The organism is Exiguobacterium acetylicum (genome assembly GCF_022170825.1).
Taxonomy (GTDB): Bacteria; Bacillota; Bacilli; order Exiguobacteriales; family Exiguobacteriaceae; genus Exiguobacterium_A; species Exiguobacterium_A acetylicum_B.
Map to the genome: position 1 here is coordinate 800,302 of NZ_CP081878.1, position 26,718 is coordinate 827,019.

Below are 26,718 nucleotides of genomic sequence, written 5' to 3' on the forward strand. Positions count from 1 at the left end.
AAGAAAGACGTCGGAATCGCACTATGCGCCGACGTCTTTTTTACTTCAATTTCTTTTTGATTTTTCGTGCGGTAGCGTGTGTACGATCCGTTAAGGCAGTAGAAATACGAAATAGTAGAATTCCGAGAAAAGCGGAAACAAAAATGTAAATTCCGGTTAGTGTCACGAATGCGCCACTGGCGAGCGTAATGAAAAGAATTGAAAATTCACCACGTGGACCAAGGCAAAAGCCAGATTCGATTGCGTGATAATTCGAGAGACCAAATGATTTTCCCCCGAAGTAACCGACGAGAAATTTGGAGAGGACACCCCAAATGACAAGTGCAAAGAAAAATAGATCAATCGGTAATCCGTCAGTCAACTCGAACGACATTCCGAATGTGATGAAGAACAATGGTAACAATAAATCTTGGAACGGAGTAACTAATCGTCTAAGGTAACGGGTTTCATCAAGCTCGGTCAACAAAATACCGATGATGAAAGCACCGAGTACTTCCGATAGTCCAAATAAAATACCGATTCCTGAAAACAACAAGATCAAGCCGATGATCCCGATGCCGGCATCGGGATGTCGATAGAGTGAATCAACGAGACGTTTTCGTCTTCGGATGAATAACGTCATGATTATTAATGCAGTAAAAAAGAAGACAAATCCGATAAAGATGATGCTGATCTTCGCAACGGAAAATGTTTCAGTTCCTAAAACGAATGGTGCAGTTGTCAGCAGGATGGGTGCCATTAAATCTTCAAATACGAGTAGGGACAGCACGAAGCGATTCACGTCTTGATGTTTGTCCGGTTCGCGATCGAGCAATCGGGCAGAAATCGAAGAGCTCGTTGCATATAAAACACAACCAATCAAAAATGACTCAGCGATGGAAAAACCGAATGATAGGGTCAATAAAATGGTTCCACCGAAGGAAAGTATGATATCAATGATGCCCGCTTTCCAAATCGAACGTAGTTGAATGAGTAAATCCGCAACCGAAAATTTTAGACCGAGTAAAAAGAATAAAACGATGATGCCCGCTTCGCCACCGAGCTTCAGAGCTTCTGGTGGATCATAGTATAGTCCAAGAACGATTCCGATGAGGATGAAGGCCAGAATACTCGGAATATGGAACCGCTCACTCAAATAACTGATCGTAAACAAGCCGATGAGGATGAGACCGGCGTAAAAGAAAATTTCCATGGAGGATGTCCTCCTTTCTGTACCCTATACCCTAATTTGCTGACATTCATTAACTCGTTTCTATCCTGTAAAACGGATACAGAAAAAAGCCTGGACACAAACTTCTCTATTAGAAGGTAAGTGTACAGGCTTTTAGATGGTTATAAAACTTGAACGATGGTTCCCGTGTAAGCAGGGAGTGAGACGTCAAGCGTCTGCTGATGTGTATTCGTCAATAAATCGAGTCCACGACCGGCTTGTGGAGCAGTCAAGGAGACGGCAACATCTGAATTGTTAAAGTAGATGTAATACAATCCGTCCTGACTCATACGGCGCATGATGATCGTATTCGTCTCGTCATTTGCATGAACAAACGAGATATGTCCTTCGTTCGCAAGTGTTTTGTGTTGCTTGCGAAGTTGCAACAAGTGTCGCGTATAGGCGAATAACTCTTGATCCTGCTCTTCTGGATCCCATGGCATACATTTCCGGCAGCCTGGATCTTGATCTCCATCGAGACCGATTTCATCACCATAATAGATGACGGGACTACCCGAGAACGTCAACATCGATAACAAGAGAAGACGAAGCTTCTGTTTGTTATTTCCAGCACGCGTCAACGCACGTGGTGTATCGTGTGAACCGATCAAATTAAAAGTCACTTCATTGACATTCATCGTGTTTGAGAACAATACGTGTGACATATCGTTCGCATACGAGGTTGCTTTAGTCTTATCTAAGGCAAAGAAGTTCAAGGCAGCATTCGTAAATGGATAGTTCATGACGGCGTCAAACTGGTCACCGAGCAACCATTCCTGTGAGTCATGCCAAATTTCACCAAGGATATACGTGTCAGGGTTTACTTCCTTGACGACTTGACGGAAATCACGCCAAAATGCGTGATCGACCTCATTGGCGACGTCGAGTCGCCAGCCATCGATTCCAAATTCTTCGACCCAATAACGAGCAACATGAAGTAAGTATGACTTTACTTCATCGTTCTCAGTATTGAATTTTGGCATCTCAGGTACGAAAGCAAATGTATCGTAGTTCGGTAGCGGCTCGGTCACGAGTGGGAAATCGCGCAGATGGAACCATTCTTTATAGGTTGAATGGCTACCATGTTCACGAATATCAGCAAAAGCTTTATGGTGGAAGCCAGCGTGATTAAAGACCGCGTCCAGCATGATGCGAATGCCATGTGCATGTAACAAATCGACCATTTCTTTGAATTTTTCTTTCGTACCGAATTGTGGATCAATTTCTAAGTAATCAATCGTATCGTATTTATGATTCGATTTTGCTAAGAAAATCGGACAGAAGTAAATTCCAGTGATGCCAAGCTCAACGAGGTAGTCGATATGGTCGATGACACCTTGAAAATCTCCACCGAAAAGATTCGTCGTCGTCGGTGCTGTACTGTTCCATGGAAGCGTACCGGCAGGGTCGTTCGTCGTATCACCATTTGCGAAGCGATCCGGGAAAATTTGATACCAGACCGTATCCTGGACCCAATCGGGTGCAGAGAATACATCGACTGCGTTAAGGAAAGGAACACAGAAATAATAACCTGTATCATCAAGTGGTTTTTCATCGAACCAGCCACGTTCCGTAAACACTAGACTCGTCGCACCGTCATGGAGACGGAAACCGTACCGTAGACGACGGAAGGGAGGAACGACATCGATGAACCAATAATCATATAATTCATCTGAGCCACTTCGCTTCATCGGTGTTTCGAATGTATTCCAGTAGTTAGATTTCGAAGGATCGAAGTTCCAATCGGCAGCATCTGGGTTTTCAGTATGCCAATCATATGGGTCACCCCAAATCAGGTCGACGCGATCAACGTCATTTTTTTTCGTTTGTAAACGGATGTGGATCGTTCGCTCGTCATATTTATAGACGAAGGGAGACATCGCACGGTGGAACACAGCTTCTTTAAACATGGCAGTCACTCCTTAACGCAATCGCTTGCATTGTATTGATTATGTCTTCGACCTAAGAATAGTAAAGCGCTTTCTTAAAGTCAATTACAATCCCGTGAAATCAAGGATTCCTGATAAAAGTCGAGAGTATAATGCAATCGTTTGCATAATGTTGTGCAAAAGATAAAAATGAAAACGTTTTCTTTTTATGCACTTATTCTCTCTAGCATTTGATTCAAATAATGAAATCAGAAATAAAAAGTTTTTGAAATGTAAGAAAATAATTGAATAAAAGGACTTGTCAAAAGGATTTTAGATTGTATAATAAAAATGTAAAGGTGATGCAAACGTTTTCATAAAACGCTTACAACCACTCGGTTGTTATCATGAGAAAATGGTTGTGCCTTTATGCAAACGTTGTGCATTAAAACTTATCATTCATAAGTTAACTTGGGGAGGAAATTTCAATCATGGAAATGAAAAAATTCGTAGCAGGTCTTTCGGTATCTGTCATGGCAATCGGTGCTCTTGCAGCTTGTGGCGGTGGATCAGACTCTGAGTCATCATCTTCAGAATCAGGTAGCAAAAAACCATCTAAAATCGTCATCTGGGAAGATACTGACAAAGCTGAAACAACTAAAGCGGCAGCTAAAGCATTCGAAGAAAAAGAAGGCGTCAAAGTCGAAGTCAAAGAAGTCAAGATGACGGATCAGCAAAAGAAAGTAGCACTTGACGGACCAGCAGGTAAGGGACCAGATATTATGCTTCTTCCTCACGACCAAATCGGAACAGTCGTTGACCAAGGTTTGATCGCTGAACTCAAAGACGGCGAAAAAGCACTTGAACCATTCATCGATACTGCAAAATCGGCAGTTACATTTGACGGTAAAGTCTACGGATATCCGAAAGCAGTTGAAACACCAATCCTCCTTTTCAATAAAGATGAATTAAAAGAAGCACCAACTTCAATGGATGACCTATACAAACTTTCTACTGAAAAGAAAAAAGATGGTCAGTACGGTTTCCTCGCACTTTGGGATAACTTCTACTTCGCACACGGTCCAATTGGTGGATACGGTGGTTATGTCTTCAAAGACAACGGTGGCAAATTGGATCCAGCGGATATCGGCTTGAACAATGAAGGCGCAGTCGAAGGTATGGATTACATCGGTAAATGGTACAAAGAAGGTCTCTTCCCGAAAGGTCTCATCGGTGGTGGCGGTGGTCAAGCCATGGACCAACTCTTCGGTGATAAAAAAGCAGCAGCTGTCATGAACGGTCCTTGGGCTGTTGCAGGATATAAAGAAAAAGGCATCAACCTCGGAGCGTCTGAGCTTCCGAAACTTCCAAACGGTGAGCCGATCAAAACATTCGTTGGTGTAAAAACATACGCGATTTCAGCATACTCAGAGAATGCAGAGTGGGCTGAGAAGTTCTTGGCATCACTCACAGGTGAAGAAAACGCTAAGACAATGTTCGAAAAATACAACGAGATCCCACCGGTTACTGCTCTTCAAGAAGATTCAACAATCAAGGATAACGAAGTCGCAGCAGCAGTCTTCGCACAAGCGAAAAACGGTGTACCAATGCCGAACATCGCTGAGATGGGTCAAGTTTGGGAACCAATGGCAGCAGCACTTCAGCTTGTTGCAACGAACAAACAAGACGCACAAAAATCAGCTGATGATGCTGTCAAACAAATCAAGCAACAAATCGAAGCAAACAATCAATAAGCGTAAGTGGAACGCGTGAATCCATGACAAAGAGATAAAGAGAGGGGGATCTTTGATTCCCCCTCATCTTTATGGTTGGAAGAGAAGCCTGAGGTCAGACATGACCTTTGGAAAGGAGAACGGACGATGGCTGCGATTGCAACACCACACCCTACGAATCCAACGCCTGAAAAAAAGACGAACCACCGCACGATTGCGGCGCTGATGTCGATCATTCCAGGAGTGGGACAACTATACAATAAACAATTCCTTAAAGGCGCGACGTTTTTTGTCGTCGTACTTTCATATTTCCTCGTCAATTTTGAATTGTTCTTTAAAGGAGCCGGAAATGGTCCTGGGGATCGCGGAGCGATCTGGGGCTTGATTACACTCGGTGAGGTACCAGGCGTAAGAGGGGATCACTCGATCTTTCTAATGGTCGAGGGCATCATTGCCTTGCTTTTACTTATCTTTGGTATCGCCATTTACGTCTGGAACTTTATCGATGCGTATCGAATCGGTAAGTTACGTGACATGAACCTCGAAGTACCGTCTTTGAAGATGCAACTACGGAACTTCCGCGATAACGGTTTCCCGTACGCGATGTTGATTCCTTCGTTAGTACTTTTAGTGTTCACGGTCGTCTTACCGTTGATCTTTACTTTCTTGATTGCCTTTACGAACTATAAATTCAACAACTCACCACCAGCAAAGTTAGTCGAATGGATTGGGATTCAAAACTTCTTGAACATTTTCACGGTCGATATTTTCCGCGATACGTTCGTTAGCGTTCTTGGTTGGACGCTTGTCTGGACAGTCGCTTCAACGACAGGAGTCATCGCGATCGGGATTGGACTTGCTGTCTTACTGAATCAAAAAGGACTCAAAGGGAAACGATTCTTCCGTTCGATTTTGATTCTTTCATGGGCAGTACCAGCTTTCATCACAATCTTGATTTTCCGCTCGATGTTCAATGAAACATTTGGTGTCTTCAATACGACATTACTACCAGCGATTGGTCTTAATAATGGTATCGAGTGGATGACGGATCCGACGTATACGAAACTCGCATTAATCGGCATTCAGTGGTGGTTAGGCTTCCCGTACATCATGACGCTGACGACGGGGATCTTACAGTCGATTCCTGAAGATCTTTATGAGGCTGCAACAATCGATGGGGCAACTTCGGGTGAGAAATTCCGCTTAATCACGTTGCCGATGATTTTGTTTGCAACGGCACCAATCTTGATCACACAGTATACGTTCAACTTCAATAACTTTAATATCATTTATCTCTTCAACAACGGTGGTCCGGCAGTACCTGGACAATCGGCTGGCGGAACGGATATCTTGATTTCATGGATTTACAAATTGTCACTCGGCTCGAACCCGCAGTATGGATTTGCGGCAGCCATCACGCTTGTGTTGTCGTTCTTCATCATGACGATTGCCGTCATTCAGTTCAAGCGTTCAAAATCATTTAAAGATGAGGATATGATCTAATATGAGAAAACAAAACCGAATCAACATGGCGTTGTCATATCTCATTTTGACGATCGCCTCCATCATTATCGTTTATCCACTCCTTTGGGTCGTGGGTACTTCACTCAACCCAGGGAAAAGCATTACATCGGATATTTTCCCAAGTAATCCGACCTTGATTCACTATTTCGATTTGTTTGATCCAGCAAAAACGGATTATAGCATGTGGTACTTGAACACGATTAAGATCGCCGTCATTACGATGGTCGTCTCCGTCGCCTTGATTACGTTAACAGGATACATTTTTTCACGTTATCGTTTCGTCGGTCGGAAAAACTCACTGATCTTGTTCCTCGTCTTGCAAATGGTCCCACAATTCGTTGCGATCATTGCGATTTATGTCCTGCTTAATATGTTAGAATTGTTTGATACGCATCTGGCGCTCATCCTACTCTACTCGGGTGGTGCGATTCCGATGAATACGTATCTTGCTAAAGGGTATTTTGATACAATTCCAAAAGAACTCGATGAGGCAGCACGGATGGATGGTGCTGGTCACTTACGAATCTTCTGGCAAATCATCTTACCGCTCGCAAAACCGATGGTCGCCGTCATCGCGTTGTTCAACTTCATGGCGCCATTCAACGACTTCATCTTAGCATCGCTTGTCCTGCGTTCTCCTGAGAAACAGACGCTTGCGGTCGGGTTGTATAACATGGTGTCGGAGCAATTCGACAATAACTTCACGTTATTTGCGGCAGGTGCCGTATTATCAGCAGTTCCAATCGTTCTTCTCTTCTTCGCATTCCAGCGCTTCTTCGTGTCTGGTTTGACAGCTGGTGGAACGAAAGGATAATCATAAGGGGGAAATCAGCGGCATGAGACGAGGCATAATGCTTCTCCTCTTGCCGCTTCTCTTGTCTATCGGAGTTCAACCGATGACCGGAGAAGCAGCAAGTTGGGAAAAAGAACGGATGTACTTCATCATGGTCGATCGGTTCGAAAATGGTGATCCGAGCAATGATAAAGAGGCGGACCCTGAAAATCCGAAAGCCTTCCAAGGTGGGGATTTAGCAGGGGTGACGAAACGTCTTGATTACATCAAGGAAAAAGGCTTCACTTCGATTTGGTTGACGCCAATTTTCAAGAACCGTCCGAACGGCTATCATGGATATTGGACAGATGAGTATTACGAGATTGATCCGCACTTCGGAACAAAAGAAGAGTTCAAGCGTCTCGTCAAAGAAGCACATGAGCGGGATATCAAGGTCGTCCTCGATCTTGTCGTCAATCATTTAGGACCGAACCATCCGATGGTCAAAGAAAAACCGGACTGGTTCCATAAAAATCAACCAATCATGAACTGGAATAATGCATCGGAAGTTGAAAATAATTGGTTGTTCGATTTACCAGACTTCAATACAGAAAATCCGGAAGTCGTGAATTACTTAGTCGATGTTGCGAACTACTGGGTCGATGAAACGGGTATAGACGGTTATCGACTTGATACGGTTCGCCATGTGCCAGCCGCATTTTGGAAAACATTCATTCCGGCAGTCAAGGAAAAGCACCCAGACTTATTCCTGTTAGCAGAAGTCTTTGATGGCGATCCACGAAAAATCGCGTCTTATTCAAAATTAGGTTTTGATTCCGTGACGAACTTCCCGTTTTATTATGGCGTGAAGGATCAATTTGCTCGGAAAAATGGCTCGGCGGAAGAGCTTGATTCAGTTTATAATCGAGATACTACGTTTAATCCGAGTGCTAAGGGACTTGCCACCTTCATTGACAATCATGATGTTAAACGTTTCATCACGGAAGCGAAGATTGGTGGGGCAGAGGAAGAGGAGCGTCAGTTACGATTAGCGCTGTTCGCACTTTATGCTGCACCGGGTATGCCAATCGTCTATCAAGGGACAGAAATCGCGATGCCAGGCGGTGAGGATCCTGGAAACCGGATGATGATGACATTTGATCAAAACAAGAAGATGCAACAGTATGTCAAGACGTTGAATGAGATGCGAGAGGACTACCCAGCGTTTGCAACAGGGAAGCAACGCTTGATTGCAAAGACCGATCATATGGCAGTCTACTCACGGGAGACAAAACAACAACAAGTCGTTTACGCCATCAATCTGGGAGAGAAAAAAACGAGCTTACGCGTATCTGCGAAAGAAATCGGTGATGATCAGCGACTAAGAGGACTTTTGTTCTCAGACTTAGTACGTCAAGATGGTGACGCCTATGAAGTTACGCTCGATGCAAATAGCGCAAATGGCTATGTCATTGAAAAATCACAAGTCAACTGGTGGTCGATCATCGCAATTGGTGCAATTGCGCCAATTTTAGCGCTCGTTCTTCTTCTCGTTCACCGTAAACGCATGCAACGTCAAACAAAATAAAATACTCAAGTAGGGGAAATGGTGAGGTGAAGGGGATGCAGGTAACAATCAAGGATGTAGCACGGGAAGCGAATGTCGCACCCTCGACGGTATCACGCGTCATTGCGAACAGTTCACGGATCAGTCAAAAGACAAAAGAACGTGTTCGACAAGCGATGGATGAACTTGGATATTATCCAAATGTTCATGCACGCAGTCTAGCGAATCGGACGACACAGGCAATCGGTCTCGTCATGCCAAGTGCTGCAACAAAAACGCTTCAAAATCCATTCTTTTCGGAAGTCCTCCGAGGAATTAGTACAAAAGCGCACCAAAATGGTTATTCACTCTATATGACGACAGGTGTTTCAGAGGAAGAAGTGTATGAAGGTGTCGTCTCGATGGTTCAGGGTCGTCGCGTCGATGGTGTCGTCGTTCTTTATTCACGTACGGATGATAAAGTCGTCCAGTTTCTACAAGACTCGAAGTTTCCGTTCGTCGTTGTCGGAAAACCATTCAGTGATTCATCGCACGTTACGTATGTTGATACGGACAATTATCTAGCAGGACGTGAAGTGACAAAATATCTACATCAACTTGGACACGAGTGCATTGCATTCGTTGGAGGAGCGCAGGACCTAGCCGTGACACAAGAACGTGTTGGTGGGTACAAGACAGCTCTGATGGAAGAGGGCATTCCGATTCACGAGTCATACATCGTCAGCGCACCGTTCATGACGACAGGTGGTGCCGAAGCGGTTAAACGATTGATGTCACTTGAACATCCACCGACTGCCGTCGTTGTCAGTGACGACATGATGGCACTTGGTGTCATGAGTACGCTCAATGAGATGGGCATCAGTGTGCCGGATCAAATGGCCGTCGTCAGTTTCAATAACTTGTTTATCGCAGAGTTCTCAAGTCCACCGTTGACTTCTGTTGAAATCAATATCTTTGGACTTGGTTTTGAAGCGACGAATTGTCTAATTGAACAAATCAACGAAGATGCGACACCTTATGGGAAACGCGTCATCGTTCCGCATTATCTCGTTGTCCGTCAGTCGTGTGGTGGGAAATCTGAAGCATGAAACAGAAGTCTATTTTTAAGCCGGTTGGTTTGAAAATAGGCTTTTTTTGATTCAACGCGACATCTATTTCTAGTAAAAGGAAGCGGTTGCAGAAAAAGAAATTTATTTTCGTGCAAACGATTGCATTGAAGCTTTTTATGTGTACAATAAAGAATGTAGAGTATAGATGAAACGCTTACATGATCAGGGGTAACCGACATGCGTAGCATAAAAAGGAGCGACTTGACGATGAAACGACTTTTTGAGGTCAATGAGTGGAAAATTACAGAGCTTGGTTTTCATCCAGAAGATAATCGATTGGCAGAATCGATGACATCGATCGGAAACGGTCATATGGGAATGCGCGGGACGTTTGAAGAAGAATACACAGGGGACACGCATCAAGGCATGTATGTCGCAGGTGTTTACTATCCAGATAAGACACGTGTCGGCTGGTGGAAAAACGGTTATCCAGAGTATTTCGCGAAAGTACTCAATGCTGTTAACATCATGGGTTTGAAAGTATCTGTCAACGGAAAAGCTGTTGATTTGAATACGTGGGAAGTCGTTGACTTTAAACGTGAACTTGATATGCAACACGGTGTGTTGACGCGGGCAATGTTGTTGAAGCATGGAGAAGAAGAGATAAAAGTTGAATCCAAACGTTTCTTCTCGATCGTCGATAAAGAAATCGCTGCCTTGCAATATACGGTGACACCTGTCAATTTTGAAGCAGAAATCATCATTGAATCGTATCTCGATGCGGATGTTGAAAATGAAGACTCGAACTATGATGAGAAGTTCTGGCTTCCTGTCGAACACGGAATTGAAGAACGGTTCGGTTATGTGACATCAAAAACGAAAAAGCTCGATTGGCATGTGACGGCAGCGATGATCACGGATGTCGAAGGCGCACGGTGTGAAGTCGTCGATGGCAATACGCAGTACGTCGCGAATCGTTTCACGAAACAAGCTGCAGTAGGTGAAGGAGTCACAGTCGAAAAATTCGTCGCACTCGTAACGAATCGTGATCATGAAATTGATGCGTTACTGGAGCAAGCGATGAAACGTGTTCACGTCGCATTCGAATCAGGCTTTGAACCATTGCTTGCGACACATGAAGCAGCTTGGTTGCACCACTGGGAAGAAGCGGACGTGAAGATTGAAGGTGATGTCGAGGCACAGCAAGGGATTCGTTTCAACATCTTCCATATGTTCCAGACCTACACAGGCGAAGATTCACGCTTGAACATCGGTCCAAAAGGATTCACGGGCGAAAAGTATGGTGGTGCGACGTATTGGGATACAGAAGCGTACTGTTTGAACTTCTACCTTGCGACGTCGAAACCGGAAGTGGCTTGGAATTTACTCAAGTATCGTCACAATCAATTGCCGCAAGCGAAAGAAAATGCGGATAAGAATGTCGGCATGAAAGGTGCCCTTTATCCGATGGTAACGATGAACGGAGAAGAGTGCCACAATGAGTGGGAAATCACACATGAAGAAATTCACCGCAACGGCGCAATCGCACATGCGATTTATAATTACACGAACTACACGGGAGACACATCGTACCTCGGACAATACGGATTCGAAGTGTTAGTTGAGATTGCTCGTTACTGGGCAAGTCGTGTCAATTACGTGCCACATAAAGATGTCTACATGATTCTTGGCGTGACGGGACCAAATGAATATGAGAATAACGTCAACAACAATTGGTATACGAATCTGATTGCGGCATGGTGTCTCGAATATACACAGACCGTTCACCGTCATTTAGCACAAGAAGAGCCAGAACGTCTGCAAAAACTGATGCATCAATTAGCGTTGACAGATGAGGAACTCGCAAAATGGGCGGATATCGATGCGAAGATGTATTATCCAAAAGATGAGGCAGCCCCTGGTATCTTCATGCAACAAGATGGCTTCATGGATAAGGAACAAATCCTAGTCGCTGAACTTGATCCGAAGCATCTCCCGTTGAACCAAAATTGGTCTTGGGACCGGATCCTTCGTTCTGTCTTCATCAAACAGGCGGATGTCTTACAAGGTCTTTACTTCTTGACGGATCGTTTCAGTCTAGGAGAGAAAAAAGCAAACTTCGATTTCTATGAACCACGTACGGTTCACGAATCATCATTATCACCATGTATCTATTCGATTATCGCAGCAGAAGTTGGCTATGAGGAAAAAGCGGTCGAATTGTATCAACGTTCGGCGCGACTTGATCTTGACAACTACAACAACGACACAGAAGATGGGTTGCATATCACGTCGATGGTTGGATCGTGGATGTCGATCGTTCACGGGTTCGCTGGGTTACGAGTAGCAAATGATACGCTATCCTTTAAACCGATGTTGCCAAAAGGATGGACGAGCTATACATTCCGGATGCAATGGCGCGGTCATCATATCCAGGTCCACGTGCAGCCGAATGCCGTCGAAATCGCTCAAACAGAAGGCGAGGCATTTAGCCTAAACGTCCACGGAACGACTGTAGAAGTTCCAGCAGGAGGACAGATTACGGTTCCTGCTTCAATGACAGTGTAAGAAAGATAAAAAGAACCGATTTTTTAGTCGGTTCTTTTTTTGTGTGTAACCAGAATCAAGACACCTTTGTCACAAATGAAAACGCCATCATGAAAAAGAACATCAATCTTTGGAAATCTTGACTATCCGATGACATTTGAATGTGCTAAAGTGTTTCAAGATAGTTATGAATGAGAGGAGAACGGCGTGTGACAGCAGTAGTAAAGGAAAGTATGTTAAAAGTGATCGTGGCTTCGATTGGAGGATTCGTCATCGCCGTCGCCATGAACTGGTTTTTGATTCCAAGTGGTGTTTATTCGACTGGATTTACAGGACTTGCCCAAATCTTGACGCAAGTCCTTCAAAATACAGCATTTGCGTTTGGTGAAAATGTTTGGTTCTTAGCGTTGAACATTCCTCTGATCGTACTCGCATGGATCATGCTAGGTCGGAGTTTTACAATCATTACGTTAGTCTCGGTTTTAGCAACGACGATTTTCATTGGTTTGATTCCTCAATATGCTGTCATACCTGGTGACCAAACACTGAACGCAGTGTTCGGAGGGGTCTTGCTTGCGATCGGTACAGGGATCACGATCAAGTTTGGTGCTTCGACAGGTGGATTTGACATCGTGGCTTTGATCTTCGCCCGTTTCTCCGATCGTAGCGTCGGATTGTACCTGTTCGTCTTGAACTTCTTGATCGCTTTGTTAGCAGGCGCATTGTTCGGTTGGTCGACTGCTTTGTATACGATCGTCTTCATCTATGTGACGTCTAAGGTCGTCGATGAGATCCATACAAGCAATCAGCGTTTGACGATTTTCATCGTCACGAATCATGCGGATGACATCACGACTGCGCTGCACCAGCATATCATTCGCGGAATCACGCAGATTCCTTCAATTGGTACGTATTCACGAGCTGAAAAAGCGACGCTGATGATGGTCATCGAGCGTCACGAATTGCGGGATATCGAACGAATTTGTCGGGATGCAGATGAAACAGTCTTCATCAACGTCGTCGCGACGGATTCAGTCGTTGGATATTTCCGAAAAGGATAATGAAAAGCACTTGCTCTGCGAAATGCAGGCAAGTGCTTTTTCGTTCTTCAAGCGAGTCCTAATACGTGTCTCAAGTAGTAAGCAATCCCGTCGTCCTCGTTTCGCTTTGTTGTACCGTTCGCGAGATGTTTTAGCGCAGGAATTGCATTTCCCATCGCGACTCCATGACCCGCATACTCAATCATCTCTAGGTCGTTTTCCTCGTCACCGAAAGCGACGATTTGTTTTGAGTCGATGCCGAGGTGGCGCGCGATATGTGCGAGTCCGACTGCTTTGCTTGTCCCTTTTCGCATCACTTCGACCATGAATTCAGGTTTCACCCATTGGCGATTGAGAACGGTTTCGGCATGGACACCGGATAGTTCGGAGCGAATCTCATCAACATGTTCACCCTTCGCATGAATCAGAAGAGAAGTTGGCTCGTGAAGAAGCACCTTGCGTAAATCACCAGTTGTAACAGATAAAGCGTGATCGGTATAAAATTCATAGATACCGACTGGGTCATATTGAAAATAGACATGATCCGTGACTTCACAGACAATATTTTGTGTCTTTGTTTCAGCGACGGATTCCAAAATATGTTGAACAGTCTTTAATGGAATCGGATGATGCTGCACTTCGAAGTGGGCATCTTGCGGGTGGTGGACGAGACCTCCATTAAAATTAACGATTGGTGTCGTCAAGCCAAGCTGTTCATAGTATTTTCGGGCATGACGAAATGGTCGTCCTGTTGCGATGACGACTTCGTGACCGTTCGCACGTGCGCGCTGAAGTGCACTGATGTTCGCAGCACTGATTGTTTTATCATCTTTTAAAAGGGTGCCGTCGAGATCGACAGCAATTAAGTGACGGGTCATGATGAAATCCTCCGCTTTCTTTTCGTTAATTCTACTGTAGCACATGAAGTGATCGTCCTTTGTATGAAACGATTAAGTTTTTCAAGTAAAAGAAAGCGCTTGAAAAAATTAGAGAAAGGCTGTTGCTTGGATTAAAAAATGGTATACTACAAATCGTAGGACAACACTATAGTACGTTATGGAAACGGAGGGGAAATCATGCGTTTTCTCGTTACATTCTTTTGGTCGTTCTTACTCGTGAACACAGCTGTGTTCATCGTATCAGCGGTTGATGCAGTACCGTATAGCTTCGGATTCGCGACAGCGATGTCTGTCGTCACTTCACTTGTCGTCTTCGCACTCGATGCCGTCAATGAAGATTTAGGTCTTGGTCAAGGGACTAAGGCAGAATAAGAAAAAGCGAGATGTCGTCATAAGGACGATAGGCTCGCTTTTTGTCTTAAGGAGGAAAAATCAATGATTGTCATCGAACAAGTCTTGTGGCAGCAAACGCCTCAAAATATTTACATAGCAGGAAATCAGATTATCGGGATTGGTTCCTACACGATCGATCAAGCACTGATCACGCAACGGATCGATGGTCGCGGCAAACGGTTAGTACCGGGATTCATTGACGGACATCTACATCCGATCGGTGGGGGTGGAGAAGGTGGTTTCGCCACAAGAACGGCACCGTTGACTGTTCGAGACATATTCGAAGGTGGTGTCACGACGGTCGTTGGATTACTCGGAACGGATGGTTGGACACGAACGGGAATCGATCTACTGGCACATATACGAGGATATGCTGCATCTGGTATCCGCCCCTTTCTATTAAGCGGAAGTTATATGGTTCCACCGGTCTTCCTGACGCAATCGACAGGACATGATATCGTCCTCATCAATGAAGTGATCGGTATCGGGGAAATTGCCATCAATGATCACCGATCGACACAACCGACAGCCCATGAACTCGCACGATTAGCCTCAGAAGCGCGAATTGCCGGAATGGTCAAAGGAGTGTCGGGAACGATGAACGTCCATATCGGAGACGGGAAACAAGAGCTCGATCTGTTACATGAGGTGATGGATACGACAGACCTGCCAATCGGACAATTCCTGCCGACGCATATCAATCGAAGTGAACGAATCTTTGAAGCTGGACTCGCGTGGGCGAAACGAGGGGGACGGATTGATTTCACGACGTGTACGACGGAAAGCTTCATTGCAGAAGGCGAGATTCCAGCAGGTGAGGCAGTTGCTCGTGCTCTGGCAGAAGGAATTCGACTCGAGCAGATTACGATGTCGAGCGATGCTGGCGCCAGTCTTCCAGCGTTTGACGATGCAGGTCGACTAGTCCGGATCGACACAGGAAAACCGTCTTCTTTGATGCAAGCCGTACGCGATGCGGTGACGCATGGTGTTGATTTCGATAGCGCGATAGCGACGATCACGCGACATGTCGCAGATGCTTATGGTGTCACAGGTGGTCAGATAGCGGTCGGAGAACGAGCTGATCTGTTACTGATTGATGACGCTTTGCAAATCGATACGATTCTTGCGAATGGTCATGCTATAATGGTTCAGAAAAAATGGCTAATACCAGAATGACGGAGGGATAGACGTGTCAAAGAAATCGAAACGAAAAAATACGAAAAAACCGCAATCCAAGGCGAATTGGATTACAGCGGGAGTCATTGCCTTGATCGTATTGATTGGGGGATTACTGCTTGTCTTTACGGACCGAGAAGATTCCGCATCAAAGAATGGCAATTTAACGGCTACACAAGTCGCAGATAAAGTGAAATCTGGCGATGAATTCTATACGTATTTCTATCAAACGGGTTGTTCCCACTGTGAAAAAGTAAAACCATACCTCGTACCGCTCGGTGAAAAACAAGATATTCCATTCGAACAGATTGATCTTGCTGTTGAACAATCGGCTTGGGATACGTTTGGCATTGAAGGAACACCAACTGTCGTTCACTTTAAGGACGGTAAGGAAGTCGGACGGGTAGCAGGAGAGCAAACGGAAGACAGCTATAAAGAGTTCTTCGCTGGAAAAGACGTAAAGGACTCAAAAGAAGAATCATCTGGTGATCTCAATGATTAAAAAATGGTTCTACTCTCGTGTGTTCGAATTAAATGGACACCCGCTTGTTGCCAAACAACTGAAACGTTTTGCGATGAGCCGTATCAGTCGTCCGTTCATTCGTCCGTTCGTTCAGGCATATGATTTAAATATGGCAGAAGCGACTCGGAGCCTTGAGGAGTATTCGAGTTTACATGACGTCTTTGTTCGTCATGTCAAACCAGAAATGCGACCGATCGATCAAGCAGAAGGCGCATTCGTTAGTCCTTGTGACGGTGTATTGTCTGTCGTTGACGATTTGACTGCTGATAGTCGCTTTACCGTCAAAGGACAATCGTATACAGTATCAGAATTACTCGGTTCCCATCATGAAGCACAGCAATACGTTGGGGGGCGTGTGATGATCTTTTATCTAAGTCCGCAAAACTATCACCGTGTCCACGTTCCAATGGATGGGACGGTTCGGACGAGTTATACACTCGGACGCGATTCGGCACCGGTGAATGAGATTGGTTTGACGCATGCACTTCGTCCATTGACACGGAACTATCGTCGTGTGACGCGTATCGTCCAAGGAAAACATGCTTTAGAACATGTCATGGTCGGTGCACTGAACGTCAACTCGATTGTTCGCACGAACGAAGCAAAAGATCTTCGACGCGGTGACGAGTTCGGTTACTTCTCATTCGGTTCAACAGTTGTACTGATTTGTCCGAAAGATGCATTGACCTTAGATACCCAAGCGATTGGACCAGTTTTAATGGGGCAACGCCTCGGACAATGGCATTCATGAGAGCGAGACGCCCGTTTTGGGCGTCTCCTTACGTTTAGGGAGGAATGAATCATGCCGGCATTGGCATTAGCAGAAATCGGAAGCACGCAGGTCCAGACGTATATCGCACTCATCATCTTTTTAGTGACCTATGGCTTCATCATCAGTGAAAAAGTAAGTCGAGCAATCGTTGCCTTACTTGGAGCGCTCGCGATGGTCATCATCGGCATCGTGGATCTCGAGACTGCATTATTTGAATACATCGAGTGGGGAACGATCGTCTTGTTGATTGGAATGATGATTCTCGTCACGATTGCCAATCAATCTGGATTGTTCGAATACATTGCGATTCGTGCGGCGAAGACGACAAAAGGAGACCCAATCAAGGTACTGATTCTATTGTCTGCCTTGACGGCACTTGGTTCTGCCTTCCTTGATAATGTCACGACCGTTTTACTAATCGTTCCAATCACGTTTTCGATTACGAAAATACTTAAGATTGCGCCGTTTCCGTTCTTACTGGCGGAAGTTTTGTTCGCGAATATCGGTGGAACGGCGACATTGATCGGTGATCCCCCGAACATCATGATCGGTGCAGCGAATCCACACTTGACGTTTAACGCCTTCTTATGGAATCTCGCACCGATCATTCTCATTATCACGATTGTGACGATTGGTATTCTCTATTTTGTCTTCCGGAAGCAACTACACGTCGAAGCAGAAGATCGCCAAAAATTGATGGAAATCGACGAAAAGAGTTATATCGTTAGTCGAAAATTGGTTACGCGGAGTAGTATCGTTCTCATCAGTACGATTGCGTTGTTCGTACTCCACCCGATTCTTGACCGGATTGGGTTGCATCTTGAAGCACCAGCCATCGCGATTCTTGGAGCGACGGTTCTGATGGTGCTAACAATCGAAAACGATCATCAGCTCGAGGGCATTTTTGCTCGGATTGAATGGACGACGATTTTCTTCTTCGCCGGATTGTTCGTGCTCGTCGGTGGAATTCAAGAAGCGGGTATCATTCGCTATCTCGCTGAAAAGACGATTGACCTGACAGGTGGCGACATTCAGACGACGGCAACGGCTGTCCTATGGTTGTCAGGCATTTCCAGTGCGACGATCGATAACATTCCGTTCGTTGCAACGATGATTCCGCTCATCAATGATGTAGCTGCTGGAATCGGATTATCTCCTGCAGATGCGAAAGTGGATGTCTTATGGTGGTCGCTCGCACTTGGTGCATGTCTTGGAGGGAACGGAACACTCATCGGTGCGTCAGCGAACGTCATCGTTGCTGGTCTCGCAACACGACAAGGCGAAAAATTCACCTATATGCGCTTTTTAATTTACGGAGCACCGATTACAATCGTGACGTTGATTTTATCACAACTCTATCTATGGATTCGCTATTATTAAGAAAACGGGAGGTCCGCCTTCCGTTTTCTTTTGTGCGTCGCTCTTACTATCTGATTGTGCTATAATCGAACGATAAGAGCATAACTGTTTCTTAAACTTAACTATAGAGCTAGACCATTATCTGGAGGTTTTATTCTTGTTCAAACGACTTTATCCGAAACATTTCGTGGCTTCGATCTACGATATCGACCTTGAAATGCTCAAACGAAACGGTGTCAAAGCCATTTTGACCGATCTTGATAATACGCTCGTCGCATGGAATATCGCAGATGCTCCAGACGAATTGGTTGCTTGGCTGGATATGGTGAATAATCAATATGGTTTCGACGTCATCATCGTATCGAACAACAATGGAGATCGCGTCAAGAAGTTCGCGGATCCACTCGGACTGCACTATATTGCGCCGGCTCGAAAACCGTTACCTATCGGTTTTAAGCGAGCCCTAACGGAATTCGGGTATCACGCGAAAGAAGTCGTCTTCTTAGGAGATCAACTCTTCACGGATGTACTCGGTGCAAACTCCGTTGGAATCGAAGTCATCCATGTTCAACCCGTCGTTAAGACGGACGGTGTCGTCACGAAATTCAATCGCCTGATGGAACGTGTCATTTTCCGCCGGATGAAACGCAAAGGAATCTATAAGTTGACACAACGCGTCAAAGAAGATCCTTCAGCGCTTGAACATCCGATCGAAACACTTCGTCAGGATAAGCAACAATAACCCTGTCAGATCGGTAGATGAAAGGGAAGGCAGCAGTCGCAACATGTACGGCGAGAGGTCGGAAGTTACGCTCTTGGAGTAGCGAGCAGGGCGCTACGGTGAAAAGAGAAGGGGCATCGTTCCCGCATGCGGCTCAACATAATATGATCGAAGAAATCCACTGCGCTGGTTGTGGTGTCGCCATTCAAACGGAAGACACAAAAGCACCAGGATACGCACCTAAATCTGCACTTGACCGTGAAATGGTCATTTGCCAACGTTGCTTTAAATTAAAGCACTACAATCAAATTCAAGATGTATCATTATCGGACGATGATTTCGTTAAAATCTTAGACGGAATCGGTCAAAAAGATGCACTTGTCGTTAAAATCGTCGATATCTTCGATTTTAATGGAAGCTGGTTACCAGGGTTACATCGGTTCGTTGGTAAAAACGATGTATTACTCGTTGGGAACAAAGCTGATTTATTACCGAAGTCACTCAACCCGAATCGCCTCATGAACTGGATGCGTCAAGCATCCAAAGAACTCGGATTACGTCCAGTTGACGTTCATTTGATCAGTGCGAAAAAAGGTCATGGTGTTGATGAACTCGCTGAAAAAATCGACTATTATCGTAAAGGGCGCGATGTCTACGTCGTCGGTTGTACGAATGTCGGAAAATCGACATTGATCAACCAAGTCATCAAACGTTTTGGTGAAGAGGATGAAGCTGTCATCACAGTCAGTCACTTCCCGGGAACAACACTTGATTTGATTGATATCCCACTCGACGATAACTGTAACCTGTATGATACACCGGGAATCATCAATCATCATCAGATGGCTCACTATGTTGATGCGAAGGACTTGAAATTGATCACACCGAAAAAAGAGATCAAACCACAAGTCTTCCAAATCCATCCGCAACAGACACTCTTCTTTGGAGGTCTTGCACGATTGGACTATATGGAAGGGAACAAGCGTTCATTCGTCATCTACATGTCGAACGAATTGAAAGTTCACCGGACGAAGCTTGAAAAGGCAGACGATTTATATGCGAACCACAACGGTGAGCTGTTGTCTCCACCAAACGAAAAGACGCGTGAGATGCTACCGCCGCTCGTTCGTCATGAATTCAGCCTCCGCGACAACATGAAGACGGATATCGTCTTCAGTGGACTCGGTTGGGTTGCAGTTCATGGAAAAGGTGGACGTGTCGCTGCTTATGCCCCAAAAGGTGTCGCTGTATCTTTACGTGAGGCGCTCGTCTGATGCGCTTTGCCGTCATCGGTCACCCGATTGCCCATTCACTTTCACCTGAGCTGCATACAGCTTGGCTGAGAGCGGCTGGGCTTTTCGGCTGTTATGACCTCATCGATGTAACAGAGCAAGAATTGCCGCAGATCATTACGAAATTACGCACACGTCAGCTGGACGGGATCAATGTGACGATTCCGCATAAGACAGCGATCATTCCGTATCTGGATCGATTGGAACCAGCAGCTCAAAAAGCAGGAGCCGTGAACACGGTGTACCGTAAAGATGGGCAGTTGATTGGTGCGAATACGGATGGGATTGGATTCGTTCGTGCATTAACGGCGCGTCGTCCATCATTTAAAAAGACACTCGTTCTTGGTGCGGGTGGTGCAGCGCGAGGCATCATTGCTGCTTTGCCTGGAGATGTGACGATTACGAATCGGACACAGGAACGCTCCGAGACAGTTGCTGCTGAATTTGGAGCACATGTTCTGCCTTGGCAAGAAACCTTTGATTTAACAAGTTACGACGTCATCATTAATACGACTTCTGTCGGGATGGCACCACATGTCGAAGCACGTCCGATCGAATTGACCGAGACGCACGCCTTAATTTGTGATATTATTTATCGACCGACGCCGACCCGTCTATTGCATGAAGCGACCGAAAAAGGTCTCGACACACTTGACGGCGTCCCGATGTTCGTCTTACAAGCGGCTGAAGCATTTGAACGCTTCACCGGAAAAGCACCTGACCTCGCACTTGGCGAGCAGGTGATACGAAAGCAATTGGAGGAATTTTAATCATGTTAACAGGTAAACAAAAACGTTTTTTACGCGCGACAGCTCACGATTTAAACCCGATTTTCCAAGTCGGTAAAAATGGAGTCGGAGAAGCAATGTGTGCTGATTTGATGGATGCGCTCGAAAAACGGGAACTCTTAAAAGTACAAGTATTACAAAATTGCGCAGATGCACCGAAGGATGTTGCACAAGAACTCGTCGCAGGAACGAATGCTGAACTCGTTCAAGTCATCGGAAAAGTCATCGTTCTCTATAAAGAATCTAAAGAAAATAAAACGCTCGAATTGCCACGATGAAAATCGGACTGATGGGCGGAACGTTCGATCCTCCGCATATCGGTCATCTCCTGATTGCCGAACAAGCGCAGGAACAACTCGAACTCGATGCGGTCTGGTTCGTACCAGCGAATGTGCCACCGCATAAACAACGTACTGTCACAGAAGCATCAAAGCGTCTACGTCTTGTAGAAGAAGCGATTGCATTAAATCCGACTTTTTCTGTCTCAGCAATTGAGTTTGAACGAGAAGAGCCTTCCTATACGTATGATACGATTCGTGCACTCAAGCACCGGTACCCAGAGCATGAGTTTCTGTTTCTGATCGGCGCAGATTCATTGGTTAGTCTCGATACGTGGTACCAAGCAGAACGGTTATACGAGGAAGTCGTCTTTGGTGCCGTCGCTCGACCGGGAAGTCGGTATCTGATTCCGCATGGTGCCCATGTGAAAGCGGTTGATATGCCATTGCTAGAAATTTCTTCGACAGATATCCGGCAACGGGTCGCGCGCGGACGGAGCATTCGCTACCTTGTACCGGAAGCCGTTCGACAACGGATTGAGGAGTGGAATCTATATGCGCCTTGAAGAAGCACGTCAAATCATCGAAAACACGTTGCCTGAGCGGCGATATGTGCACACGCTAGGTGTCGTCGAGACAGCGCGACATTTGGCTCTTAAATATGGTGTTGACGAAGAAGAAGCAACACTTGCTGCCATGCTCCATGATTATGCGAAATACCGCGATACGAATGAGATGCGTTCGATTGCCGTTGAGTTAGATCAACGTGTTTTACTCGATTATGATGACGAACTGCTTCATGCGCCAGTGGGTGCGGAGCTTGTCCGTCGAGAACTTGGTCTTGATTCGGACGTGATCTATCAGGCCATCGCGAACCATACGACAGGTGCGCCGGGTATGCCGTTGCTTGACCAAATCATCTTCGTCGCGGATGCGATTGAACCGAATCGCAGTTATCCCGGTGTCGAAGTGCTTCGCGAAGTAGCGGAGCAGGATTTGACGGACGCTGTCATCGCGACACTCAGTCAAACGATTCATTTTTTATGTAAGAAACAAGCTATCATCTTTCCGCGAACGATTGAGACCTATAATGCCTTCGTCGCGGCCAAACGAAAGGGGACCGTCCTATGACAGTCGAACAAGAATTACAATTAATCGTAAATGCTATCGACGATAAGCGTGCTGAAGATATCGTCGTCCTAAATATGTCAAGCATCTCACCTGTTGCTGACTATTTCGTGATCTGTGAAGGAAATTCAGAAAAACAAGTACAGGCAATCGCACGTGAACTCAAAGAAATCGCGCACGAAAATAATCTACCAATCAAACGCCTCGAAGGATTCGATGCAGCACGTTGGGTACTAGCGGATCTTGAAAACGTCGTCGTTCACGTCTTCCACCGCGACGATCGTGATTACTACAACCTTGAAAAACTCTGGGCAGATGCTCCAAAGGTTGAAGTCGAGGTCAACTAATGGCATACGAACAGTTCGCCTACATCTACGATGAATTGATGCAGGACGTCCCGTACGATCAATGGGTCGACTGGGTTAAAGCATACGTTCCGACTGGAAGTACGATTGCTGATATCGGTTGTGGAACGGGTACGGCGACGCTTGCGTTAGCGGAACATTATGAGATGCTCGGGATCGATTTATCGGAAGAGATGCTTGAAGTCGCGCAAGAAAAAGCGATGGAAGAAGGATTGAGCATTCAATTCTGGGCGCAAGACATGCGTGAAATCGAACTACCGACACCTGTCGATGCCGTGACGATCTTATGCGACTCCTTGAACTATCTTCGGGCGGAAGAAGATGTCAAACAGACGTTTACGCACGTAGCAGCGATCCTCAAAGATGGTGGACGTCTCTTATTCGATACACATTCTCCTTACAAGATGGAGACGTTGTTCAATGGAAAGACGTACGCTACACATGCGGAACAAAGTTCGTACATCTGGTTCGCGGACCCAGGAGAGACCCCTCTTTCTGTCGTCCATGAACTGACGTTTTTCATCGAGGAAGAAGACGGTCGCTATGAGCGTGTTGATGAAACACATCATCAGCGGACGTATCCTCCGGCACAATATGTGACCTGGTTACGCGAAGCCGGATTCCGAGTGCTCGCTGTCACAGGTGACTTTGGACCGGGTGCGCCTTCTGAAACAGCTGAACGAATTTTCTTCGTCGCTGAAAAAATGTAAAAGTGATCTCATCCGTCTTTTTTAAGCGATACACATTCGTGTTGCTTGAAGAAGACGGATTTTTTGTTCGTGAAACAGATGTTAATTCAAAATAACGGTATGGATGATATGACTTTCATTCGACATAACACCACAGTGTCGTGCTGTAAAGAGTGGTTAGTGCGCATTCCTTCGTTTCCTGAAGTCCGTAGCGACCTGTTAGAGTCGTGGGAAAAGGAGGGATTCGTCTTGACCGTTCCACGTTTACAACAGATCGCAGGTCTCGTCGTCGTCCTGCTACTCATCATTCTATTGTTCGTGCCACTACCCTCTTGTTCGAAAGAAGCAATGGTCGATCAACCATCTTTAACGGACAAACAACAAGAAGCAAAAGCAGAGCCGGCAGAAAAAGACACCTCGATTCGCGATAAACTCATCATGGTCGATGTAAAAGGGGCGGTAGAAGCACCTGGACCCTATCAATTCCACCTCGGTGATCGAGTGAAAGATGCAATCGAAAAAGCAAAGGCGACGGAAAAAGCCGATATTCGACAAATGAATCTTGCGGCACGCCTAGTTGATGGACAGGAAGTCATCGTTCCAGTAAAAAAAGGAAAAAATCAGCCAAAATCAACGAAACGCTCAAAAGCAGAGGCACCTAAAGGATTGATTGATCTTAATGCGGCAACAGCAGAGCAATTGATGGAGGTTCCGGGGATTGGTCCTGCTAAAGCGGAAGCAATATTAGCTTATCGTGAGGAGAAGGGAGGATTTGCGACGTACGAATCACTTGGAGAAGTGAAGGGGTTCGGGGAAAAGACGTTAGAGTCGCTTAAATCCTACCTGATTGTCTACTGATGCCGCTTCATGCGCTGTTCATCCTCTTATTGATTGTCGCAATCAAAGAATCGATCTGGTGGTTAGTGTTCCTCATGATTTTCTCTGTCATGAAGTCATGGTCTTTTTCAATCAATCGTTTCTTCTTTTTGCTCATTCTGAGTTGTCTGTTCATCGGAATGGGACATTTGTCACCTGAACCGCATGCCGTTTCTTCTGTTGATATCCTATCGGGAAAGCGTAACGGGGATCGCATCCGTTATGAGGCAAAAAGCAACGGTCAACCCGTCTTGTTGACAGCGACGGTCGCAGAAGATGAGACGGGATATGAACGAATCGGTCACTCCTGTCGCGTAAAGACCGAACCGCTCGATATCCGGCAACAATCGAATGCAGGCGGCTTTGACGAACAGCAATTCATGCATACGCATCGTTACGGTGGAAAGTGGGAAATCCGTTCGTTTGAATCCTGTCATCCGACACCAGGTTATGCGGCTGAAGGGAGACGGGTGCGCGAAGCTTGGTTGACGCGGATTGAAGGATTGCTACCACAAAAACAAGCATTCTATGTCGAAGCACTTGTATTTGGTGAGGATCGATTAATGGATCAAGTGACGCTCGAACGGTTTAAGAAATTCGGTTTATTACATGCAATCGTCATCTCAGGATCACACATCGCTTTTTTGATTCTCAGTCTGTTGTATGTCTTACGCAAAATCAGAATCACTAAAGAAAAACGGCTCGACGCCGTTCTTCTCTTACTGCCGATTTACGGATGGTTGACGGAGTGGAGTCCTCCTGTCACACGCGCCGTTCTTGTTGCGATGATTCTTTTATTCAGTCGTCGTTTCCACAAACCGTTGGATCCGGTGGAGGTCATTGCGGGAGTTGCGGCTTTTCAATTAGCGATTCAACCGACTGTGATTTATGATATCGGGTTTCAATTGACAGTCGGATTGACATTGTTTCTTGTACTGTCGAGACGACTAATGGGTTCGGTTCGTCGTCCTTGGAACTGGCTACTTATCAGTGCTTGGGCGCAATTCGGCACTCTTTTATTTTTACAAGGCATTGAGCAAACGACTGTTTCAATTTGGTCGCCATTGTTGAACCTATTGATTGGTGGCTGGATTGAATGGGTGATTCTACCGGGATCGTTCATTCTTGCGATGATTCCTTTTTTACCAATCAGCTCGACGTTTCAAACAATACATCAACACGCGATTCAGTGGATGGATCAAGCGTTACGACTAGCTGAGCATTTACCATTGGCAGTGGTTGCTGTTCCGGCATTTTCTTCCATCATCTTGACGTGTATCGTTACTGGAACTGGTCTTGCGTGGTTCATCGCTGAGCGAAGATGGTGGGGTCATCTCATTCCGATCATCCTTTTGCTGACGGCATGGGGCTATACAGAATGGCGTGCACCTGATCAAATTACGTTTTTAGATGTTGGTCAAGGTGACAGCATCGTACTTGAAAAAGCAGGAGAGACATTCGTAGTGGATACTGGTGGTGTTTATCAACAGTCGACACATCCACTAATGCGTCCGTTCGATCCAGGTAGTCATATCGTCGCTCCGTTTTTGTTCACACGAGGCGAAGCAAAAATCGATGGTCTCATCGTGACGCATGCTGATCATGACCACGTGGGGGGACTACTCGGGTTACTGCGTCAAGTTCGCGTAAAAACAGTTTATTTAGGTACGTATGACAACACGGATGACAAACGACGTGCGTTAATTCACTCAATCGAAGCAACAGGAACAAACGTCCAATTCATCAAGAGTGGGGACATGATTCGTCCTTGGTTACAAGTACTTGCGCCGACTGAACGAGAAGAAGAAGAAAACGATCGATCCGTCGTGTTACAAGCGCAGATTGCAGAGCAACGTGTCCTACTGACAGGCGATGCCGGAGTAGCAATTGAGGATAAGTTAAGTATTGGTCCGGTCGATATTTTAAAAGCAGGTCATCATGGATCAAACACGTCAACTGGCGAAGAACTCTTGCAAAAGACGAATCCGAAGATCGTCATCTTGTCGGTCGGACAAAAAAACCGGTACGGTCATCCGCATCCGGACGTGCTCGAGCGAATCGGAACAGAACGAATCGTCTTTCGGACGGATCAAGACGGGAGTATAACTTGTTCTTCAGCGGGCTGTGAACCTATGATAAAATAAAAAAA

General features: G+C 45.6%; 25 protein-coding genes. 22 read left to right on the forward strand and 3 right to left on the reverse strand.

From position 1 onward, the window contains the following. Positions 1–40 precede the first annotated feature (40 nt). Positions 41–1,192 (reverse strand): cation:proton antiporter, encoded by a 1,152-nt coding sequence (locus K6T22_RS04130; protein ID WP_238239048.1) that lies wholly within the window; start codon positions 1,190–1,192, stop codon positions 41–43. A gap of 140 nt (positions 1,193–1,332) precedes the next feature. Next, on the reverse strand, positions 1,333–3,120 hold the full coding sequence (locus K6T22_RS04135; protein ID WP_238239049.1) for a glycoside hydrolase family 13 protein: 1,788 nt from the start codon (positions 3,118–3,120) through the stop codon (positions 1,333–1,335). Positions 3,121–3,575: 455 nt separating this feature from the next. Here K6T22_RS04135 and K6T22_RS04140 point away from each other — a divergent pair, with 455 nt between their 5' ends. From K6T22_RS04140 to K6T22_RS04170, 7 genes are all read left to right on the forward strand, one after another. Next, positions 3,576–4,832 (forward strand): extracellular solute-binding protein, encoded by a 1,257-nt coding sequence (locus tag K6T22_RS04140; RefSeq protein ID WP_238240012.1) that lies wholly within the window; start codon positions 3,576–3,578, stop codon positions 4,830–4,832. A gap of 126 nt (positions 4,833–4,958) precedes the next feature. Then, positions 4,959–6,314, forward strand: a complete 1,356-nt coding sequence (locus K6T22_RS04145; RefSeq protein ID WP_238239051.1) for a carbohydrate ABC transporter permease — start codon at positions 4,959–4,961, stop codon at positions 6,312–6,314. A gap of 1 nt (position 6,315) precedes the next feature. Then, a complete protein-coding gene (locus K6T22_RS04150; RefSeq protein ID WP_238239053.1) occupies positions 6,316–7,149 on the forward strand; it encodes a sugar ABC transporter permease in 834 nt (277 codons plus the stop codon). A 22-nt stretch (positions 7,150–7,171) separates the two neighbouring features. Next, on the forward strand, positions 7,172–8,695 hold the full coding sequence (locus K6T22_RS04155) for an alpha-amylase family glycosyl hydrolase (RefSeq protein ID WP_238239054.1): 1,524 nt from the start codon (positions 7,172–7,174) through the stop codon (positions 8,693–8,695). Between the two features lie 35 nt (positions 8,696–8,730). Next, positions 8,731–9,762, forward strand: a complete 1,032-nt coding sequence (locus tag K6T22_RS04160) for a LacI family DNA-binding transcriptional regulator (protein WP_238239056.1) — start codon at positions 8,731–8,733, stop codon at positions 9,760–9,762. A 228-nt stretch (positions 9,763–9,990) separates the two neighbouring features. Beyond that, positions 9,991–12,291 (forward strand): glycoside hydrolase family 65 protein, encoded by a 2,301-nt coding sequence (locus K6T22_RS04165; RefSeq protein ID WP_238239057.1) that lies wholly within the window; start codon positions 9,991–9,993, stop codon positions 12,289–12,291. A gap of 188 nt (positions 12,292–12,479) precedes the next feature. Next, on the forward strand, positions 12,480–13,331 hold the full coding sequence (locus K6T22_RS04170) for a YitT family protein (RefSeq protein WP_238239059.1): 852 nt from the start codon (positions 12,480–12,482) through the stop codon (positions 13,329–13,331). Between the two features lie 47 nt (positions 13,332–13,378). On the opposite strand, the gene K6T22_RS04175 is transcribed toward K6T22_RS04170, so the two are convergent. After that, positions 13,379–14,188, reverse strand: a complete 810-nt coding sequence (locus tag K6T22_RS04175; protein ID WP_238239060.1) for a Cof-type HAD-IIB family hydrolase — start codon at positions 14,186–14,188, stop codon at positions 13,379–13,381. Between the two features lie 198 nt (positions 14,189–14,386). Between K6T22_RS04175 and K6T22_RS04180 the strand changes: the two genes are divergently transcribed. The 15 genes from K6T22_RS04180 (at position 14,387) to K6T22_RS04250 (ending at position 26,713) form a co-directional block, all read left to right on the forward strand. Further along, positions 14,387–14,581: a YjzD family protein gene (locus tag K6T22_RS04180; protein WP_238239061.1), complete on the forward strand. Its 195-nt coding sequence runs from the start codon at positions 14,387–14,389 to the stop codon at positions 14,579–14,581. Between the two features lie 63 nt (positions 14,582–14,644). Next, positions 14,645–15,778 carry a beta-aspartyl-peptidase gene (iadA, locus tag K6T22_RS04185; RefSeq protein ID WP_238239062.1) on the forward strand — a complete coding sequence of 378 codons (1,134 nt, stop codon included), beginning with the start codon at positions 14,645–14,647 and terminating at the stop codon, positions 15,776–15,778. Between the two features lie 13 nt (positions 15,779–15,791). Continuing rightward, a complete protein-coding gene (locus K6T22_RS04190) occupies positions 15,792–16,280 on the forward strand; it encodes a thioredoxin family protein (protein ID WP_238239063.1) in 489 nt (162 codons plus the stop codon). After that, positions 16,273–17,052, forward strand: coding sequence for a phosphatidylserine decarboxylase (locus tag K6T22_RS04195; RefSeq protein ID WP_238240014.1), 780 nt, complete (start codon positions 16,273–16,275; stop codon positions 17,050–17,052). The genes K6T22_RS04190 and K6T22_RS04195 overlap by 8 nt, the downstream gene beginning before the upstream one ends. 51 nt (positions 17,053–17,103) lie before the next feature. Further along, the gene (locus K6T22_RS04200; protein WP_238239064.1) at positions 17,104–18,453 is read left to right on the forward strand and encodes an ArsB/NhaD family transporter; all 1,350 of its coding nucleotides are present in this window, start codon (positions 17,104–17,106) and stop codon (positions 18,451–18,453) included. A 136-nt stretch (positions 18,454–18,589) separates the two neighbouring features. Further along, positions 18,590–19,174 carry a YqeG family HAD IIIA-type phosphatase gene (locus K6T22_RS04205; protein ID WP_023467420.1) on the forward strand — a complete coding sequence of 195 codons (585 nt, stop codon included), beginning with the start codon at positions 18,590–18,592 and terminating at the stop codon, positions 19,172–19,174. A gap of 143 nt (positions 19,175–19,317) precedes the next feature. Further along, complete coding sequence (gene yqeH, locus K6T22_RS04210) at positions 19,318–20,427, forward strand: ribosome biogenesis GTPase YqeH (protein ID WP_023467421.1); 1,110 nt, start codon at positions 19,318–19,320, stop codon at positions 20,425–20,427. After that, the gene (gene aroE / locus K6T22_RS04215; RefSeq protein WP_238239065.1) at positions 20,427–21,215 is read left to right on the forward strand and encodes a shikimate dehydrogenase; all 789 of its coding nucleotides are present in this window, start codon (positions 20,427–20,429) and stop codon (positions 21,213–21,215) included. The genes yqeH and aroE overlap by 1 nt, the downstream gene beginning before the upstream one ends. Positions 21,216–21,217: 2 nt before the next feature. Further along, complete coding sequence (gene yhbY, locus K6T22_RS04220; protein ID WP_023467424.1) at positions 21,218–21,511, forward strand: ribosome assembly RNA-binding protein YhbY; 294 nt, start codon at positions 21,218–21,220, stop codon at positions 21,509–21,511. Next, positions 21,508–22,077 carry a nicotinate-nucleotide adenylyltransferase gene (nadD, locus tag K6T22_RS04225; RefSeq protein WP_238239066.1) on the forward strand — a complete coding sequence of 190 codons (570 nt, stop codon included), beginning with the start codon at positions 21,508–21,510 and terminating at the stop codon, positions 22,075–22,077. Before yhbY ends, nadD begins: the two co-directional genes overlap by 4 nt. After that, on the forward strand, positions 22,067–22,642 hold the full coding sequence (gene yqeK / locus K6T22_RS04230; protein ID WP_238239068.1) for a bis(5'-nucleosyl)-tetraphosphatase (symmetrical) YqeK: 576 nt from the start codon (positions 22,067–22,069) through the stop codon (positions 22,640–22,642). Before nadD ends, yqeK begins: the two co-directional genes overlap by 11 nt. Further along, on the forward strand, positions 22,639–22,986 hold the full coding sequence (gene rsfS, locus K6T22_RS04235) for a ribosome silencing factor (RefSeq protein WP_053452701.1): 348 nt from the start codon (positions 22,639–22,641) through the stop codon (positions 22,984–22,986). The genes yqeK and rsfS overlap by 4 nt, the downstream gene beginning before the upstream one ends. Continuing rightward, complete coding sequence (locus K6T22_RS04240; RefSeq protein WP_238239070.1) at positions 22,986–23,714, forward strand: class I SAM-dependent DNA methyltransferase; 729 nt, start codon at positions 22,986–22,988, stop codon at positions 23,712–23,714. Before rsfS ends, K6T22_RS04240 begins: the two co-directional genes overlap by 1 nt. Positions 23,715–23,942: 228 nt before the next feature. Then, on the forward strand, positions 23,943–24,551 hold the full coding sequence (locus K6T22_RS04245; RefSeq protein WP_238239071.1) for a helix-hairpin-helix domain-containing protein: 609 nt from the start codon (positions 23,943–23,945) through the stop codon (positions 24,549–24,551). Then, positions 24,551–26,713, forward strand: a complete 2,163-nt coding sequence (locus K6T22_RS04250; protein ID WP_238239073.1) for a DNA internalization-related competence protein ComEC/Rec2 — start codon at positions 24,551–24,553, stop codon at positions 26,711–26,713. Before K6T22_RS04245 ends, K6T22_RS04250 begins: the two co-directional genes overlap by 1 nt. The last annotated feature ends 5 nt before the right edge of the window (positions 26,714–26,718 follow it).

Coding starts and splice junctions, on each gene's coding strand:
- K6T22_RS04130 (WP_238239048.1), bottom strand. CDS start 1,192: ATGGAAATTTTCTTTTACGCCGGTCTCATCCTCATCGGCTTGTTTACG.
- K6T22_RS04135 (WP_238239049.1), bottom strand. CDS start 3,120: ATGTTTAAAGAAGCTGTGTTCCACCGTGCGATGTCTCCCTTCGTCTAT.
- K6T22_RS04140 (WP_238240012.1), top strand. CDS start 3,576: ATGAAAAAATTCGTAGCAGGTCTTTCGGTATCTGTCATGGCAATCGGT.
- K6T22_RS04145 (WP_238239051.1), top strand. CDS start 4,959: ATGGCTGCGATTGCAACACCACACCCTACGAATCCAACGCCTGAAAAA.
- K6T22_RS04150 (WP_238239053.1), top strand. CDS start 6,316: ATGAGAAAACAAAACCGAATCAACATGGCGTTGTCATATCTCATTTTG.
- K6T22_RS04155 (WP_238239054.1), top strand. CDS start 7,172: ATGAGACGAGGCATAATGCTTCTCCTCTTGCCGCTTCTCTTGTCTATC.
- K6T22_RS04160 (WP_238239056.1), top strand. CDS start 8,731: ATGCAGGTAACAATCAAGGATGTAGCACGGGAAGCGAATGTCGCACCC.
- K6T22_RS04165 (WP_238239057.1), top strand. CDS start 9,991: ATGAAACGACTTTTTGAGGTCAATGAGTGGAAAATTACAGAGCTTGGT.
- K6T22_RS04175 (WP_238239060.1), bottom strand. CDS start 14,188: ATGACCCGTCACTTAATTGCTGTCGATCTCGACGGCACCCTTTTAAAA.
- K6T22_RS04180 (WP_238239061.1), top strand. CDS start 14,387: ATGCGTTTTCTCGTTACATTCTTTTGGTCGTTCTTACTCGTGAACACA.
- iadA (WP_238239062.1), top strand. CDS start 14,645: ATGATTGTCATCGAACAAGTCTTGTGGCAGCAAACGCCTCAAAATATT.
- K6T22_RS04195 (WP_238240014.1), top strand. CDS start 16,273: ATGATTAAAAAATGGTTCTACTCTCGTGTGTTCGAATTAAATGGACAC.
- K6T22_RS04200 (WP_238239064.1), top strand. CDS start 17,104: ATGCCGGCATTGGCATTAGCAGAAATCGGAAGCACGCAGGTCCAGACG.
- yqeH (WP_023467421.1), top strand. CDS start 19,318: ATGATCGAAGAAATCCACTGCGCTGGTTGTGGTGTCGCCATTCAAACG.
- aroE (WP_238239065.1), top strand. CDS start 20,427: ATGCGCTTTGCCGTCATCGGTCACCCGATTGCCCATTCACTTTCACCT.
- yhbY (WP_023467424.1), top strand. CDS start 21,218: ATGTTAACAGGTAAACAAAAACGTTTTTTACGCGCGACAGCTCACGAT.
- nadD (WP_238239066.1), top strand. CDS start 21,508: ATGAAAATCGGACTGATGGGCGGAACGTTCGATCCTCCGCATATCGGT.
- yqeK (WP_238239068.1), top strand. CDS start 22,067: ATGCGCCTTGAAGAAGCACGTCAAATCATCGAAAACACGTTGCCTGAG.
- rsfS (WP_053452701.1), top strand. CDS start 22,639: ATGACAGTCGAACAAGAATTACAATTAATCGTAAATGCTATCGACGAT.
- K6T22_RS04240 (WP_238239070.1), top strand. CDS start 22,986: ATGGCATACGAACAGTTCGCCTACATCTACGATGAATTGATGCAGGAC.
- K6T22_RS04250 (WP_238239073.1), top strand. CDS start 24,551: ATGCCGCTTCATGCGCTGTTCATCCTCTTATTGATTGTCGCAATCAAA.